This is a genomic window from Amycolatopsis sp. NPDC051903 (genome assembly GCF_044452505.1).
GTDB lineage: Bacteria > Actinomycetota > Actinomycetes > Mycobacteriales > Pseudonocardiaceae > Amycolatopsis.
In genome coordinates, this window is record NZ_JBITBT010000007.1 from 283781 (window position 1) to 299055 (window position 15275).

The 15275-nt window shown below is 71.5% G+C and carries 13 protein-coding genes; 5 read left to right on the forward strand and 8 right to left on the reverse strand.

Annotated elements, in window-relative coordinates:
- The first annotated feature begins 31 nt into the window (after positions 1–31).
- Positions 32–1027: an LLM class flavin-dependent oxidoreductase gene (locus tag ACIA77_RS19530; RefSeq protein ID WP_395887291.1), complete on the forward strand. Its 996-nt coding sequence runs from the start codon at positions 32–34 to the stop codon at positions 1025–1027.
- Here the strand turns inward: ACIA77_RS19530 and ACIA77_RS19535 are convergent.
- Both ACIA77_RS19535 and ACIA77_RS19540 read right to left on the reverse strand, forming a co-directional pair.
- Positions 1017–1145, reverse strand: coding sequence for a hypothetical protein (locus tag ACIA77_RS19535; RefSeq protein WP_395887292.1), 129 nt, complete (start codon positions 1143–1145; stop codon positions 1017–1019). The genes ACIA77_RS19530 and ACIA77_RS19535 overlap by 11 nt on opposite strands.
- Positions 1127–2413: a helix-turn-helix domain-containing protein gene (locus ACIA77_RS19540; RefSeq protein ID WP_395887293.1), complete on the reverse strand. Its 1287-nt coding sequence runs from the start codon at positions 2411–2413 to the stop codon at positions 1127–1129. Before ACIA77_RS19540 ends, ACIA77_RS19535 begins: the two co-directional genes overlap by 19 nt.
- Before the next feature lie 1171 nt (positions 2414–3584).
- Here ACIA77_RS19540 and ACIA77_RS19545 point away from each other — a divergent pair.
- Together ACIA77_RS19545 and ACIA77_RS19550 are read left to right on the forward strand one after the other, a co-directional pair.
- Complete coding sequence (locus ACIA77_RS19545) at positions 3585–4322, forward strand: hypothetical protein (protein WP_395887294.1); 738 nt, start codon at positions 3585–3587, stop codon at positions 4320–4322.
- The gene (locus ACIA77_RS19550) at positions 4323–4700 is read left to right on the forward strand and encodes a GntR family transcriptional regulator (RefSeq protein WP_395887295.1); all 378 of its coding nucleotides are present in this window, start codon (positions 4323–4325) and stop codon (positions 4698–4700) included.
- 39 nt (positions 4701–4739) lie between these two features.
- Here ACIA77_RS19550 and ACIA77_RS19555 read toward each other — a convergent pair whose 3' ends face one another.
- From ACIA77_RS19555 to ACIA77_RS19565, 3 genes are all read right to left on the reverse strand, one after another.
- On the reverse strand, positions 4740–5537 hold the full coding sequence (locus tag ACIA77_RS19555; protein WP_395887296.1) for an arginase family protein: 798 nt from the start codon (positions 5535–5537) through the stop codon (positions 4740–4742).
- Between the two features lie 121 nt (positions 5538–5658).
- The gene (locus ACIA77_RS19560) at positions 5659–9036 is read right to left on the reverse strand and encodes a pyruvate carboxylase (protein WP_395887297.1); all 3378 of its coding nucleotides are present in this window, start codon (positions 9034–9036) and stop codon (positions 5659–5661) included.
- Positions 9037–9178: 142 nt separating this feature from the next.
- Positions 9179–10078, reverse strand: a complete 900-nt coding sequence (locus tag ACIA77_RS19565; RefSeq protein WP_395887339.1) for a S8 family peptidase — start codon at positions 10076–10078, stop codon at positions 9179–9181.
- A gap of 166 nt (positions 10079–10244) precedes the next feature.
- Between ACIA77_RS19565 and ACIA77_RS19570 the strand changes: the two genes are divergently transcribed.
- Entirely contained in the window at positions 10245–10568 is a 324-nt protein-coding gene (locus ACIA77_RS19570; RefSeq protein WP_395887298.1) for a DUF4288 domain-containing protein, read from the forward strand.
- Positions 10569–10570: 2 nt separating this feature from the next.
- Here ACIA77_RS19570 and ACIA77_RS19575 read toward each other — a convergent pair whose 3' ends face one another.
- A complete protein-coding gene (locus ACIA77_RS19575; protein ID WP_395887299.1) occupies positions 10571–11788 on the reverse strand; it encodes an erythromycin esterase family protein in 1218 nt (405 codons plus the stop codon).
- Positions 11789–11819: 31 nt separating this feature from the next.
- Between ACIA77_RS19575 and ACIA77_RS19580 the strand changes: the two genes are divergently transcribed.
- Positions 11820–12452, forward strand: a complete 633-nt coding sequence (locus ACIA77_RS19580; protein WP_395887300.1) for a TetR/AcrR family transcriptional regulator — start codon at positions 11820–11822, stop codon at positions 12450–12452.
- Positions 12453–12588: 136 nt separating this feature from the next.
- On the opposite strand, the gene ACIA77_RS19585 is transcribed toward ACIA77_RS19580, so the two are convergent.
- Positions 12589–13125: a GNAT family N-acetyltransferase gene (locus tag ACIA77_RS19585; RefSeq protein WP_395887301.1), complete on the reverse strand. Its 537-nt coding sequence runs from the start codon at positions 13123–13125 to the stop codon at positions 12589–12591.
- The gene (gene recG, locus ACIA77_RS19590; RefSeq protein WP_395887302.1) at positions 13122–15275 is read right to left on the reverse strand and encodes an ATP-dependent DNA helicase RecG; all 2154 of its coding nucleotides are present in this window, start codon (positions 15273–15275) and stop codon (positions 13122–13124) included. Before recG ends, ACIA77_RS19585 begins: the two co-directional genes overlap by 4 nt.

Consider the following 15275-nt stretch of genomic DNA (forward strand, 5'->3'; position numbering starts at 1 on the left):
GGAACAGCGGGCCCGTGCGTTACTGCTGACCGTGAGTTCCCTGTCTGACGTGCCGCTGTCCGTGCTCGACCTCGCGCCCATCTCGGAGGGCCACGGGGTCGGCGACGCCCTGCGCAACACCATCGACCTGGCCCGCCACGCGGAGCGGCTGGGGTACCGCCGCTACTGGCTCGCCGAGCACCACAACATGCCGGGCATCGCCAGCTCGGCGACGGTGGTGCTGATCGGCTCGGTCGCCGGCGCCACGGAGTCCATCCGCGTCGGCTCCGGCGGGATCATGCTGCCCAACCACGCCCCGCTCGTGGTGGCCGAGCAGTTCGGCACCCTCGAAGCGCTGCACCCGGGCCGCATCGACCTCGGCATCGGGCGCGCGCCCGGCACCGACCAGCGCACGGCGCTCGCTCTGCGCGGGCCCGGCGGGCTCACCGCCGAGAACTTCCCCGAGCAGCTGATGGAGCTGCTGGAGTACTTCGAGCGCGACCCCGCGCGCGGCGTCAACGCCGTGACCGCCGAAGGCAACAAGCCGCCGCTGTGGCTGCTGGGTTCGTCCGGCTTCAGCGCGCAGCTCGCCGGACGGCTCGGGGTGCCGTTCTCGTTCGCGCACCACTTCGCGTCGGAGAACACGCTGCCGGCGGTGCAGCTGTACCGCGAGAACTTCCGCCCGTCGGAGGTGCTGCAGGAGCCGTACGTGATGCTCGGCGTCGCCGTCGTGGCCGCCGAGACCGACGAGCGGGCGCAGTTCCTCGCCGGGCCGAGCGGGCTGTCGTTCCTGTCGCTGCGCCGCGGCCGTCCGGTCGCGCTGCCGACGCCGGAGGAAGCCGCCGAGTACCCGTACACGGAGACGGACCGCGCGTTCCTCGCCGACCGTTTCGGTTCGAGCGTGATCGGCTCGCCGGAGACCGTCCGCAAGGGACTCGAGCAGCTGCTCGCCGACAGCGGTGCGGACGAGCTGATGATCACCACGCAGGTGCACGGCCACGAGGACCGCGTGCGCTCTTACGAACTCGTGGCGAGCCTCAAGAATTGACCTCGGGCAGAAAGAAATCCCGGTCTGCGCGGCCGGGATTTTTCTTTTCCGCCGTTTCTGCGCCATTCGCGTGCTGAATCCGGGGATGCGTCGCGGTGGTCAGTTCTGCGTTGTCCATTGCGGACTCCGGCGCGGCGACGGCAGCACCTCGGGCGAGAGGAACGGTCCGGGCCACGGGCCTGCGGCCGGGCGGCGCGGGGCGGTCTGGCGCAGGACCAGCTCCATTTCGAAGCGGGCGGCGGGATCGCGCAGCCGGTCACCCAAGGTGGCCTGGAGCTGGCGCATGCGGTAGCGGACGGTCTGCGGGTGGATCTGCAGGCGGTCGGCGATTTCGACGATGTTGCCCTGGCTGTCGAGCCACGCTCGGAGCGTTTCGAGGAGCCGTTCCTGCTGTTTGTCGGTCATGCCCGCCAGTGGCGCGAAGAGGCGGGAGCGCAGCACGTCGACCAGCACTGCGTCGGAGTTCACCAGCAGGTCGGCGAGGTGATCCTCGGCGCGGAGCACGCGGCGGGGCGTGACGCGACCGCGATCGGCGAGTGTCAGCGCGGCGCGGGCCCAGCGCAGCGAGTCGCCGAGGCGGCCGAGCAGGACACACGGCCCGAGCGAGAGCCGGTGGTCCGGCAACGCAGCCTGCAGCGTCGCGAGGCCCGCGCTGTCCACGGCTCCGGGCACGACGATGCGCGGCTGCGCACCCTCCAGTTCGAACAACAGCTCGGGGTCGAGCGTGACGGGCCGGCGCAGGTGCGCCACGGTCATCGGCTGCACCGCGATCGGCGACGCCGTCTCGGGCACCGTCCAGCCGGTGAGCTGCGCGAGATCGCCGATCGCCTTCGCGGGTGCGGCGGGCTGTTGCAGCACCAGGTCGAGCAGGCGGCGCCGCCACATCTCGAGCGCGCCGGCCGTGCGGGCCTTCGCTTCGAGGTACCCGTCGAGCGCGACGGAGGCCAGCTCGTCCATGAACGCCAGCATCGCGTCGGCCAGCTGCGCCACCACCGGCGACGACAGCCCGCTCCGCCGCCCGACGCCCATGATCCGCCGCCACGACACCCGCGCGCCGACGCGGTAGGCCGACTGCACCGTGTCCAAGCTGCGCCCCTCGCGCATCTCGTTCTGCCCCAACCGGTGGTGCACCTGGTGCGACTGCTCCTTCGACGCCGCCGGGTCCGCGAGCTGCTCGACGAACACCTTGATCGCGTACTCGACGCCCGCCCGGATCGATTTCCCGCACGGCCCGTCCAGCAGCCGCGCATACACCGGAATCGTCGCCCTGATCTCGTCGACGATTTCCGTGGCCAGACTGGCGAGCTCGGGGCGCAGGATTTCCGCCACCCTCCGCGGCGACCCCGCCGACGGAACAGTGCGCTCGAATCCCCGCTCCACCGACATCGCAGCTCCTTTGCCCCGTCCCGGTTCCCGGCTATCGACACCCCAGCGGCTGCCCCCTCGGCAGCCGCTGGGGTGACACCGGACACATCGGAAAAACCACGCCGGATGTGTCACGTTTCGCGGAAGAAAAAGATTTCTTATCACCAGCGTGACAAGTTCCCGCCGCCCCACGCACAAACTCCGGCAACGTACCGCCGACCGCACCGGAAAACGCGTACGAACGGACGAGCACGCCACACCGTTCCCGAGCACACCGAAAGCACCGCGGTGCGCCACTCGGCAACCGCGCGATTTTGGTGGCGCCGGGTGCGCCGGACGCGCCACAAAAGGAGCGGCTCCGGTGGCTGGCGGGCCGGAGCACACCTCGCGCACCTGCCGAGTGCCTGTTGGCCGACCGCGCCCCGATCACCCCGAAACAGCTCGGGGCACCACACGACGGCCACACCATTTGACGGCACCGGGCAGGCCAGGCGCGCCACAAAGGAGCGGCTCCGATGACTCGCGGGCCGGCGCACACCTCGCACACCTGCCGAGAGACTGTTGGCCGACCCCGCCCCGATCACCCCGAAACCAGCTCGGGCACCACACGACGGCCGCGCCATTCGGCGGCGCCGAGCGCACCGGACGCACCCCAACGGAGCGGCTCCGATGACTTGAGGGCCAGGGCACACCACGCGCACCTGCCGAGAGACTGTTGGCCGACCCCGCCCCGATCACCCCGAAACCAGCTCGGGGCACGGCGGGCGCGCGGTGGCGGCGCCGGGCGGGCCGGACGTACCGCAACGGAGCGGAATCGATAGCTGGCGCGGCGGGCGCGCTCGTCGAGCACCTGTCCGAACGGCCGCTGGCCGACCTCGGCCCGACCGCACCGAAACCAGCGCCTAGCACCATCGGACGACCGCGCCGTTGTGGCGACGCCGGGTCGCCCGGACACGCCACGAAGGATCGGAATCGCTGGCGAGCCAGGGAGCGCACCTCGCGCGCCTGTCCGAGCGGCTGCTGGCCGACCTCGTCCCGATAAGCCCGCGCCGCGGCGAGGGCGCCCAACGTCCACTGTGACGCGCGATCCGGTCGAGGACACCACGGTGGACGGCGGCCACCGACTTCACCACCACGGCGCGCGCCGATCTGCGCGGCGGCCGCCCATCTTGTACCATCCGTTTGATACAAGATGGGAGTGCGTGTCATGGACCTCGGCTCAGCCCTCGGTGTCGCGCTGGTTGGCGGACTGTTCGGTCTGGCGATCCTGATCGTGTTGTGGCCCGGGGAGCGGCAGGGCGCGCGCCTGCTCGCCAAGTGGGGCCTGCCGCGCGCGACGCCGGAGCAGGTGGGCGTCGCGGTGCGGTACTTGCGGCGCCGGCGGTTCTGGTATCCGTGGCTGTGGGTCGGCCTCCCCCTGATTCCGGGCGCGTCGGGCCTGGCGGACTCGTCCGGGCTCGGCACGATCGTCACCGTGCTGCTCCTCGGCGGGCTCATCGCCGAGGTGCTGGCCCAGCGGCCGGCCCCGGGCCCGCGGCGCGAAGCCGTGCTCGCGCCCCGCGGTGTCCTCGACTTCGCTCCCCTGTGGGCGATCGTCGTCGCCGGGCTGGCCGCGGTCGCCGCCGCGGTGCACCTGGCGGTGATCGGCGAGTGGGTGCTGTTCGCCGTGACGGTCGCGTCCGCCGCTGTCGCGTGGGGCGTGGTCTTGCTCGCCGTGCGGCGCCCGGCCACGGGTGACCCCGACGTCGACCTCGCGCTGCGCTGCCGCAGCGCCCGCGTCGCCCTCGGGCTCGCCACGGCGGCGTGCGCCGTCACCGCCTGGCCCGGCGGCACGTTGCCGTCGTTCCTGGCGTTCGTGGTGACGCTCGCCGCGTTCATCGCCATCGCCTCGCCGCCGCGGAGACTGCCCGCGCCGGCAACGGCGAAGTAGATGCCGCTGCGAGTGGTCGTCGACGCCGACAACGGGATCGCCCCGTGGCGCCAGGTCCACGACCAGATCGTCCTCGCGATCAGCACCGGCACCCTGCCCGTCGACGCCCGGCTCCCGCCCATCCGCCAGCTCGCCCGCGACCTCGGGCTGGCCTCCGGCACGGTCGCCCGCGTCTACCGCGAGCTCGAAGCCGCCGGCTGGGTCACCACCGCCCGCGCCCGGGGCACCGTCGTCGCCGGCGCCACCGAACGACCCGACCGCGCGGCCCTGCTTCGCACCGCCGCCGCCGACTACGCCCGGCGCGTCCGGGAACTGGACGCCGACGCGGCCGAAGCCGTCGAAGCCGTGCGCACGGCGCTCGCCGAGACCCAGCCCTGAGCCGCACTCTCCGACCTGGTGCGCGGCACAGCGAGGGGGTTAGCCTCGCATCAGCACCCTCCCCACCGCGGTGAGCACGGGCTCCAGCGCCTCGAGCTCCGTGCCCACGCACTCCGTGATCCCCGCGCCGATGACGTCCACTTCGGACAGTCCGGCGATCGCCTCGACGAGCTCGAAGATCTTCAACCCACCGGGTTCGGGGTAGTTCACGCCGCCGAACTCCCCCGGATCCAGCACGTCGAGATCGACGTGGAGGTACACCGACTCCGCGCCGGCCCGCCGAAGCGCACCAGCGACGTCCTCCGTCGGCACCGCCAGCCCGCGGCGAACGGCTTGCTCCTCCGCGGCGTCGAAGACCCGCGTGCCGAACAGAGCCACCCGCCCCGGCTCGATCGCGGGGCTCGCCGCGAACTCCTCGTCCCCCTCGCCCAGCAACGACCGCAGCACCATGCCGTGGAACGCGCCCGAGGGAGACGATTCGGCCGTGTTCAGATCCGGGTGCGCGTCGAACCACGCGACGCCCAGCCCGGCGCCGTGGCGGTAGCGCGCGACACCGATCGGCACCAGCTCCACACCGCAGTCACCACCGATCGTCAGGACCGGGCCGCCGGGTGCTTCGAGCGCGGCGAGCTGCGCCGCCCGGTTGGCGCCGGTCAGCACCGCGCGGTTGGCGACGCCCGCGCTCACCTCGCTGGTGGCCGGTTCCTGGTGGATGTGGTGCACCGGCAGGCCCAGGACGTGCCCGGCCAGCTCGGAAAGCGCGAGGCAGCCCTCGATCAGTCCCCGGGCCCGGGGACCGACCGCGCCCTGCCACTGCGGCACCGCGTTGATCAGCATGCGCCCGACGGTAGCGCGGCCTGCCCCGCCGAGACGAGCCCGAAGCGGCGCGAACGGCCCACTCGCGCCGAAATGGCGCGAGTGGGCCGTTCGCGACACCGGAAACTGGCGCCCCGCCGCGCTACTCGAGCACGATGAGGAGGTCCCCGCCCTCGACCTGCTGCACGGAGGTGATCGCCAACCGCCCGACCTTGCCCGCCGCCGACGCGGTGATCGAAGCTTCCATCTTCATGGCCTCGATCGTCGCCACGGTCGCGCCGGCCTCGACCTGGTCGCCTTCCGCCACCTGCAGCGTCACCACACCAGCGAACGGCGCCGCGATCTGCTTCGGGTTGCCCTTCTCGGCCTTTTCGGTCACGGGGACGTCCGAGGCGATCGAGCGGTCGCGGATCTGGATCGGCCGCAGCTGGCCGTTGAGCGTCGACATCACGGTGCGCACACCGCGCTCGTCGGCCTCGCCGATCGCTTCCAGCTCGATGAGCAGCCGGACACCGGGCTCCAAGTCGACCGAGTACTCCTCACCCGGGCGCAAGCCGTAGAAGAAGTCCTTGCTCGACAGCACGCTCGTGTCGCCGTAGGCCTCGCGACGGGTTTCGAACTCCTTCGTCGGCCCGGGGAACAGCAGCCGGTTCAAGGCGCCGCGCCGGTTGTCGGTGAGGTCCTTGCGGTCCTCTTCGGACAGTTCCGCGACGGGCTTGGCCGCCGACCGGCCTTCGAGAGCCTTGGTGCGGAACGGTTCCGGCCAGCCACCCGGCGGGTCGCCGAGCTCGCCGCGGAGGAAGCCGATCACGGAGTCCGGGATGTCGAACTTGTTGGGCTCCGCCTCGAAGTCCGCGGGGGAAACACCCGCGCCGACGAGGTGCAGCGCGAGGTCGCCGACCACCTTGGACGAAGGCGTGACCTTCACGAGGTGACCGAGGATCTTGTCGGCCGCGGCGTACATGGCCTCGATGTCCTCGAAGCGGTCGCCGAGCCCCAGCGCGATGGCCTGCGTGCGCAGGTTGGAGAGCTGGCCGCCCGGGATCTCGTGGTGGTACACGCGGCCGGTGGGCGAAGCGAGGCCGGCTTCGAAGGGAGCGTAGATCTTGCGCACGCTCTCCCAGTAGGGCTCGAGGTCACCGATCGCCTGCAGGTCCAGGCCCGTGGTGCGGTCGGAGTGGTCGGTCGCCGCGACGATCGACCCGAGCGACGGCTGCGACGTGGTGCCGGCCATGGACGACACCGCGCCGTCGACGGCGTCCGCGCCCGCCTGGATGGCGGCGAGGTAGGTGGCCAGCTGACCGCCCGCGGTGTCGTGCGTGTGGATGTGCACGGGGAGGTCGAACTCCTTGCGCAGCGCGGTCACGAGCTTCGCGGCGGCCGGTGCGCGGAGCAGGCCCGCCATGTCCTTGATCGCGAGGATGTGCGCGCCCGCTCCGACGATCTGCTCGGCGAGCTTCAGGTAGTAGTCGAGCGTGTAGAGCTTTTCTCCGGGATCGGAGAGATCGGAGGTGTAGCAGAGAGCGACTTCGGCGACGGCAGTGCCGGTTTCGCGGACCGCGTCGATGGCCGGGCGCATCTGCTCGACGTCGTTGAGCGCGTCGAAGATGCGGAAGATGTCGATGCCGGTGGCGGCCGCTTCTTCGACGAACGCGTGCGTGACCTCGGTGGGGTACGGCGTGTAGCCCACGGTGTTGCGGCCGCGCAGCAGCATCTGCAGGCAGATGTTCGGCACGGCCTTGCGCAGCTGTTCGAGGCGCTCCCACGGGTCCTCGGCCAGGAAGCGCAGCGCGACGTCGTAGGTGGCGCCACCCCAGCACTCGAGGGAGAGCAGCTGCGGCACGGTCGCCGCGACGACCGGGGCGACGGCCAGGAGGTCCTTCGTGCGCACGCGCGTGGCGAGCAGGGACTGGTGGGCGTCGCGGAACGTGGTGTCGGTGACGCCGAGCAGCGGCGACTCCCGCAGCCAGCGGGCCAAGCCGACCGGGCCCAGCTCGGTGAGCTTCTGCTTGGAGCCGTCCGGCGGCACGAGATCGGCGGGCAGCTTCGGCAGCTTCGTCGTGGCGTCGGGCGTGCGTGGACGTTCACCGTGCGGGCGGTTCACCGTCTGGTCGGCCAGGTAGGTGAGCAGGCGCGTGCCGCGATCCGCCGAACTGCGGGCGGTGAGCAGGTGCGGGCGCTCCTCGATGAACGACGTCGTGACGCGGCCTTCGCGGAAGTCCGGGTCGTCGAGCACCGCCTGGAGGAACGGGATGTTCGTGGCGACACCGCGGATGCGGAACTCCGCGACGGCACGCCGGGCCCGGCCCACGGCGGTCTTGAAGTCGCGGCCGCGGCAGGTGAGCTTCACGAGCAGCGAGTCGAAGTGGGCGCTGATCTCCGTGCCGGAGAACGCGGTGCCGCCGTCGAGGCGGATGCCGGAGCCGCCGGGCGAGCGGTAGGCGCTGATCATGCCGATGTCGGGGCGGAAGCCGTTGGCGGGGTCTTCCGTCGTGATGCGGCACTGCAGCGCGGCGCCGCGCAGGTAGATCTTGTCCTGCGCGAGGCCGAGATCGGCGAGCGTTTCACCGGAGGCGATGCGCATCTGCGACTGCACGAGGTCGACGTCGGTCACCTCCTCGGTCACCGTGTGCTCGACCTGGATCCGCGGGTTCATCTCGATGAACACGTGGTTGCCGTCGCGGTCGAGGAGGAACTCGACGGTGCCGGCGTTGCGGTAGCCGATCTGGCGCGCGAACTTCACGGCGTCGGCGCAGATGCGGTCGCGCAGCTCGGGGTCGAGGTTCGGCGCGGGGGCCAGCTCGACCACCTTCTGGTGGCGGCGCTGCACGGAGCAGTCGCGCTCGTAGAGGTGGATGATGTTGCCCTGGCCGTCGGCGAGGATCTGCACCTCGATGTGGCGCGGCTCCACCACGGCCTTCTCGATGAACACCGTCGGGTCACCGAACGCGGATTCGGCCTCGCGCGCGGCGGCCTCGATGGACTCGCGCAGGTGGGCCGGGTCCTCGACGCGCCGCATGCCGCGGCCGCCACCGCCGGCGACGGCCTTGACGAACACCGGGAAGCCGAGCTCCTCGGCCCCGGCCACCAGCGCGTCGATGTCGCTCGAGGGCTCCGACGAGCCGAGCACCGGCACGCCGGCCTCGCGCGCGGCCTTGACGGCGCGCGCCTTGTTGCCGGTGAGCTCCAGGATCTCGGCGCTCGGGCCGACGAACGTGATCCCGGCGTCCTCGCACGCGCGCGCGAGATCGGGGTTTTCGGACAGGAAGCCGTAACCCGGGTAGACCGCGTCGGCGTCCGCCTTCTTGGCGGCCTTGACGATCTCCTCGACGGAGAGGTACGCGCGCACCGGGTGACCGGGTTCGCCGATCTCGTAGGCTTCGTCGGCCTTCAGCCGGTGGAGCGAGTTGCGGTCTTCGTGCGGGAACACGGCAACCGTGCCCGCCCCCAGTTCGTAGCCGGCGCGGAACGCTCGGATCGCGATCTCACCGCGGTTGGCCACCAGTACCTTGCGGAACATGCCCGGTCCTTCCCGTTTCGGATCGGTAGTGAAGGCACGTTACCCGGTTTGTCTCGCTCTCCGGGAGGCAGATTCCACGTGATGGACATCATTCGCGCCGACCTGCGTGCATGATGCGGGGAACTCGGGCTCCCCGCAACAGTCAGGAGGCCTGAGCGGGCAGGGTGCACAGCAATCGGTTGGCTGTGCCCGAAGGCACGTTTTTCAGCGCGTTCGGTGTCGCTGCCTGCACCAACGCCTTGTCGACGTCCGCGGGAGCGGCGTCCGGGTGCTGGGACCGGTAGACGGCGGCGGCGCCCGCCGCGACGGCCGCGGCCATCGAGGTGCCCGATAGCGGGCCGGCGTTCGACGAACCCGCGAGCGGCGCCGGGACGTCGACGCCCGGTGCGTAGAGGTCGACCGGCGTCCCGAAGTCCGAGAAAGTCGCCACCTGGTCTTGCACGTCGCTCGCCGCCACGGTGAGCGCGGCGGGGACCCGCGCCGGCGAAACCTGGCTGTCGTCTTCGCCGCCCTCGCCCGCCGGGACGACGACGGGCATCACCGCGGCGAGAGCGGCCACCGCGTCGTCGAGCTGCTGGTTGGCCACGCCCCCGATGCCGAGGTACGCCACGGCCGGCTGGTGCGCGTTCTGCGCTACCCAGTTGAGGCCCGCGAGGATGTTGTCGGTGCTGCCGCCGCCGTCCTTGTCGAGCACGCGGACCGGGAAGATCTGCGCGCCCTTGGCCACGCCGTAGCTGCGGCCGGCGACGATGCCGGCGACGCGCGTGCCGTGCCCGTTGGTGTCGGACGTGTCGGCGCCGCCGGTGAGGAAGTCCTTGCCCGGCTGCACCCGCCCCTGGAAATCGGGGTGCTTCGCGTCGACGCCGCTGTCGATCACGTACACGGTGACGTCGGAGGCATCGCTTTCGTAGCGGTACTTCTGGTCGAGGCCGGTGCGCTGGTCGATCCGGTCGAGCGCCCAGCTCGGCGGGTTGTCCTGCGTGCCGCCGCCGGCGGCCGCGAGGGCGGGCGAATTCGCCGTCGCCACGAGGAGGATCGTCATTGTCACCGGAAGAAGCCCACGGATCCGCATTCCTGCGTGGTATCCCGGCCGCGTGCGGGCGGCAACTCGACATCACCCGATGGGCTGGTCCGTGTTTCGGCCGGAAACCTTTCGCCCCCGACCGGCCTCTCCCAGACAGTGATCAAGAACCGGACCAGGGGGAATGATGAGTGAGAAACCATACGTCGCCGTTGTCCTTTACGAGGCGACCAGTGATTCACCCGCGTACGAGCCGCTGCACCGCGAAGACTTCGTCCTCGTCCACGCGGCGAGTGAAGACGAAGCGCGCGACACCGTCCGCCGTCGCGCGGAAGCCGCGTCGGGCAGCCACCGCAACGAGCGCGGTGAGCTGATCACGTGGCGGTGCAAGCACGTGGTCGACGTCGCGCAGGCCCTCGACGAGGACCTCACGCGCGACGCCGACCTGTCTGCCCGGCACTTCCACGGCTACGACTCCTACCGGCGGTTCGAGCCGTTGCTGTCGGGGTGAGCTCACTCCGCCGGGACGTGGCCGCTGACCGACATCGCCGGGAGGTAGACGAGCGCGTCGAAGGCCCGCACGACGTCGACGGAGGTGAACAGGTGAGCGTGGCGCATGCTCTTCGGCCCGGCCACACCCTTCGCGCGGTTGGCGCGGAGGTCGACCAGGCACGGCCCGGACTCGGCGAGCGCGGCTTCGACGCTGCCGCCCTCGGCCGGCGGTAGCTCGTCGGCGTGGACGCGGAAGCCGAGGCGCGCGTTCTCGTCCGGGGTGAGGCCCGTGGTGGTGCCGGTGCCGGCCGTGAGGCCGAGGGTGAAGTAGTCGTCGCCGAACTCGGCGGCCAGGTGCGTGCCGGCCGAGGGGAAGACCATGCCCGGCGCGGGCGCGAACGGCACACGCTGCAAGTGTCCGTTGTGGACCATCACGACGATCTTCGCGCCCTCGCCGTGCAGCCGGCGAAGCAGCTTCACCGTCGACGCCAGATACGTGTCACGGGAAGAACTCTGCATCGACGGCGCGACGCCCGCCATCATCGCCGCCAGCTCACGCTGGTAGGCGTCGAGGCGGAGCGCTCCGAGCGCGTGGTGTTCGGCGATGGCGTGCGCGGTCGGGGCCCGACGCTGCTGGTACACGGGCGCCAGGGCACGCAAGTGTGCGAGGAGGGTGCTGAACGCGGCGGTGGCCGCGTCGCGCGCGGGCGCGGCCATCGCCGCGTAGCGGCCGGGCGCGATGGCGCTGCTGACCGACGCGTACGGCTCCGAAGCGGTGAGGCCGGCGTCGACCAGCGGGACGACATCGGGGTCGACGTCTTCGAGGTAGCGCCGCACTGCTTGCAGCGCCGGGGCGGGTGAGCCGCCGGAGCTGGGGACGTCGAGGCCCGCGTAGCGGACGCCGCCGTGCTCGCGCAGCCAGGCGAGCATCTCGTGCACCTCGGGTGAGTCGCCGAGGGAGAAGGTGAAGCCGTCGCGGCCGATGTCGGCGACGTCGCCGGGCGCGCCGCGCAGCCAGCCGTCGACCAGCTCGCCCTCGGCGAACCCCGATTCGAAGCCGAGCACGGTGAAGCCGCGTTCCTCGACGAGGTGGCGCAGCAGCCGGTTGCGCAGCCGGCCGAACTCGCGGATGTGGTGGTTGTTCTCCCCGATCGCGACGATGCGCGCGTCGCCGATGAGGTCCGCGATCGGCGTGACGTCGTCAGGCGAGAAGGGCGTTCGGAAGTCGAGGTCTGGCATACTGGGCACACTAACGCAACAGGAGTAGCACTTGGCAAGTGAAACGGCCGGAACCCGCCGACCGGGCGGGCGCACCGAACGCACGCGCATCGCGGTGCTGCAGGCGACGCTGGACTTGCTCGCCGAGCGGGGTTTCACGAACCTGACGGTCGAGGCGGTCGCGGAGCGCTCGGGCGTCCACAAGACCACGATCTACCGCCGCTGGGCTTCGACGGACGGCCTTGTCGCCGCGGCCCTGCGCATGGGCACGGAGCAGCCCTGGACACCGCCCGACACCGGCTCGCTGGCGGGCGACCTGCGGGAGGTGCTGCTGGAACTGGTGCGCTACTTCACCGAACCGGACCTGCGGGAGCTCCCGACGGCGTCGGTGCTGGCGGCCTTCCACTCGGAATCCGCGGCGGAGGCGCTGCACGCGTTCTACCAAGACCGGCACGAGCGCTCGGCGGTGCTCGTGACCCGCGCAGTGGCGCGCGGCGAAGTACCGGCCGGCACCGACCCCGACGAAGTGATTCGCGTGGCGAGCGGCCCGATCTTCTACCGGCTGTTCATCTCGCGCGAACCGCTCACGCCTGTGGACGCCCGGACAGCCGCCGACGCGGCGGCGGCAGCTGCGGAGGCGGGGGTGTTCGTGCGGAAAGGAAGGGGTGGCGACATCAGGGGTTGACGCCGCCTCGCAGGCGTGGGAGCCAGAAGCCGGCCGGCACCGCAGGGAGCCGGCACTGAAGTGCTTCGGCATCACGCGCCACCGGCACTCGCGCCGAGCGCCACCACGCGGCGGGTTCCCGGTGACCGCCGCGGGGTCAGCGGAGGGCGAGCCGGTACCGGACCTCTTCCAGCGTCACCGCGCCGTCGGCCACTGATTCGACTTTGGTGCGGCCGTCGAGGGCCCAGCCGGCGTGTTCGTAGAACGTGCGAGCGCGCGTGTTGGTCGTGAGGACCCACAGAGTCGCGGTCGAGAACTCCGCGGTGAGGGCGGCGACGGCGGCCGCGTGGAGGAGGCGGCCGACACCGCGGCTCCACTGCGAGGGAAGAAGGTAGAGGGAAGCGAGCTCGCCCGTCTCGGCGGTGGCGTCCTCGTCGCGGCCGGGGTTGGTGGCGGCGAAGCCGGCGAGGGAACCGTCGGGCGTCACGGCGACCAGGATCGTCTGGTGCGCGGGCAGATCCGCGAGGTTCCGGGCCCAGAAGCGCTCGCGGGCGTCGACCGAAAGACCCGACAGGAACTCGGCGGGCAGCAGTCCGTCGTACGCGGCTTGCCAGGAAGCGACGTGGACGTGGGCGATCGCCGGAGCATCGGAGACGACCGCCGGCCGGACGGAGGCGGGGGCGGCAGCCGTCAACTCTTCTCCAAGTACTCCGCGCGTTCCATGTCCACGACGTCGGACACCATCTGGGCCAGGCCAGGATAGGAGGACAGCGAAGGGTCACGCACCACGATTTCCTGGGCCTGCGCGCGGGCTTCGGTGATCACCTCCTCGTCGCGCAGCAGGGACAGCAGCTTGAGCCCCGAGCGCTTGCCGGACTGGGCGGCGCCGAGGATGTCGCCCTCGCGGCGGAGTTCGAGGTCCAAACGGGACAGTTCGAAGCCGTCGGTGGTGGACTCGACGGCCGCGAGGCGTTCGCGGGTCGAGGTGCCGTCGAGGGTTTCGGTCACCAGCAGGCACAACCCCGGCACGCTGCCCCGGCCGACGCGGCCGCGCAGCTGGTGCAGCTGGCTCACGCCGAACCGGTCGGCGTCGAGGATGACCATCGCGGTGGCGTTGGGGACGTTCACGCCGACCTCGACGACGGTCGTCGCCACGAGGACCTGGATCTGGCCGGCGCCGAAGGCACGCATCACCGCGTCCTTCTCGTCGGCCGGCATGCGGCCGTGCAGCGCGGCGACCTTGAGCCCCTTCAACGCCCCGCCCGCCAGGTCCGGCGCCACGTCCAGCACGGCCAGCGGCGGGCGCTTGTCGCTCTTGTCCGACGGCGGTTCGTCGCCGATGCGCGGGCACACGACGTACGCCTGGTGTCCCTTGGCGACTTCCTCCTGCACGCGCTCCCACACGCGGTCGAACCACGCGGGCTTCTCCGCCACCGGCACCACGGTCGTCTTGATCGGCGACCGGCCCACGGGCATCTCGCGCAGCGCGGACGTCTCGAGGTCGCCGTACACGGTCATCGCGACCGTGCGCGGGATCGGCGTCGCCGTCATCACCAGCACGTGCGGCGAAGTGCCGTCCGCCCCGCGCGAGCGCAATGCGTCGCGCTGCTCCACGCCGAACCGGTGCTGCTCGTCGACGACCGCGAGGCCGAGGTCCGCGAACTGCACGTGGTCCTGGATCAGCGCGTGCGTGCCGACGACGATCCCGGCCTCGCCGCTCGCCGCCTCCAGCAGCGCCTTCTTGCGTTCCTTCGCACCCAGCGAGCCGGTGAGCAGCGTCACGCGCGTGGCGTTCTCCGCCGCGCCCAGCTCCCCCGCCATCCCCAGTTCGCCGAGCATCTCGCGCAGCGAACGCGCGTGCTGAGCGGCGAGCACCTCGGTCGGGGCGAGCAGCGCGGTCTGCCGACCGGAGTCGATGACCTGCAGCATCGCCCGCAGCGCGACCACGGTCTTGCCCGAACCCACTTCGCCCTGCAGCAGGCGGTTCATCGGGTGCTCGGTCGACAGGTCGCCGGCGATCTCATCGCCGATCGCGCGCTGGCCGGCCGTGAGGTCGAACGGCAGGCGCTTGTCGAACGCGTCGGCCAAGCCGCCGTCGGTGTGCGGGCTGGCCTTCGCCGGTCGCGACACCGCCGAGTGGCGCCGCTGCGCGAAGATCAGCTGCACGGCCATGGCCTCGTCCCACTTGAGGCGGTGGCGCGAGGTCTCCAGGTGCGCCCAGTCCTCGGGCCGGTGGATGCCGCGCAGGGCGCGCTCCAAACCCGGCAGGCCGTGGCGCTTCAGCAGCTCTTCCGGCATCGGATCCGCGGGCACTTCCAGCACGTCCAGCACCTGCCGCACGCACTTCGCGATCGACCACGTCGGCATGCCCTGGGCCGCCGGGTACACGGGGATGATCTCGGCCAGGAAGTTGTCGACGGCCTCGGCTTCGCGCTCGGCGTCGAGCAGCTCGTACTCCGGGTTGGCGAGCTGCAGCGTGTCGCGGAACGCCGTCACCTTGCCCGCGAACAGGCCCGTCTTGCCGGGCACGAGTTCCTTCTCGCGCCACGCCTGGTTGAAGAACGCACAGGCCAGCCGCCGTTTTCCGTCGGTGATGACCATGTCGAGGATCGTGCCGTTGCGCGACTTCATGCGGCGCTTGCTGATCTTCTCGATCCGCGCCAGCACGGTCGCGTGCTCGCCCAGCTCCAGGCCGGCGATGTCGGTGAGCTCGCCGCGCTCGGCGTACCGGCGCGGGTAGTGGCGCAGCAGGTCGGAGACGGTCTCGATGCCGAGGGAACCCGACAGCGCCTTCGCCGTCTTCGCCCCCAGCAGCAGTGGCAGCTTGTCGCGCAGCCCGGCCAT

What these genes read in the sequence shown, in the direction of transcription:
- ACIA77_RS19535 (WP_395887292.1), bottom strand. Translation starts at nt 1,145, where the DNA reads ATGGACAACGCAGAACTGACCACCGCGACGCATCCCCGGATTCAGCAC.
- ACIA77_RS19555 (WP_395887296.1), bottom strand. Translation starts at nt 5,537, where the DNA reads ATGCTGATCAACGCGGTGCCGCAGTGGCAGGGCGCGGTCGGTCCCCGG.
- ACIA77_RS19545 (WP_395887294.1), top strand. Translation starts at nt 3,585, where the DNA reads ATGGGAGTGCGTGTCATGGACCTCGGCTCAGCCCTCGGTGTCGCGCTG.
- ACIA77_RS19575 (WP_395887299.1), bottom strand. Translation starts at nt 11,788, where the DNA reads ATGCCAGACCTCGACTTCCGAACGCCCTTCTCGCCTGACGACGTCACG.
- ACIA77_RS19565 (WP_395887339.1), bottom strand. Translation starts at nt 10,078, where the DNA reads ATGACGATCCTCCTCGTGGCGACGGCGAATTCGCCCGCCCTCGCGGCC.
- ACIA77_RS19550 (WP_395887295.1), top strand. Translation starts at nt 4,323, where the DNA reads ATGCCGCTGCGAGTGGTCGTCGACGCCGACAACGGGATCGCCCCGTGG.
- ACIA77_RS19570 (WP_395887298.1), top strand. Translation starts at nt 10,245, where the DNA reads ATGAGTGAGAAACCATACGTCGCCGTTGTCCTTTACGAGGCGACCAGT.
- ACIA77_RS19560 (WP_395887297.1), bottom strand. Translation starts at nt 9,036, where the DNA reads ATGTTCCGCAAGGTACTGGTGGCCAACCGCGGTGAGATCGCGATCCGA.
- ACIA77_RS19540 (WP_395887293.1), bottom strand. Translation starts at nt 2,413, where the DNA reads ATGTCGGTGGAGCGGGGATTCGAGCGCACTGTTCCGTCGGCGGGGTCG.
- recG (WP_395887302.1), bottom strand. Translation starts at nt 15,275, where the DNA reads ATGGCCGGGCTGCGCGACAAGCTGCCACTGCTGCTGGGGGCGAAGACG.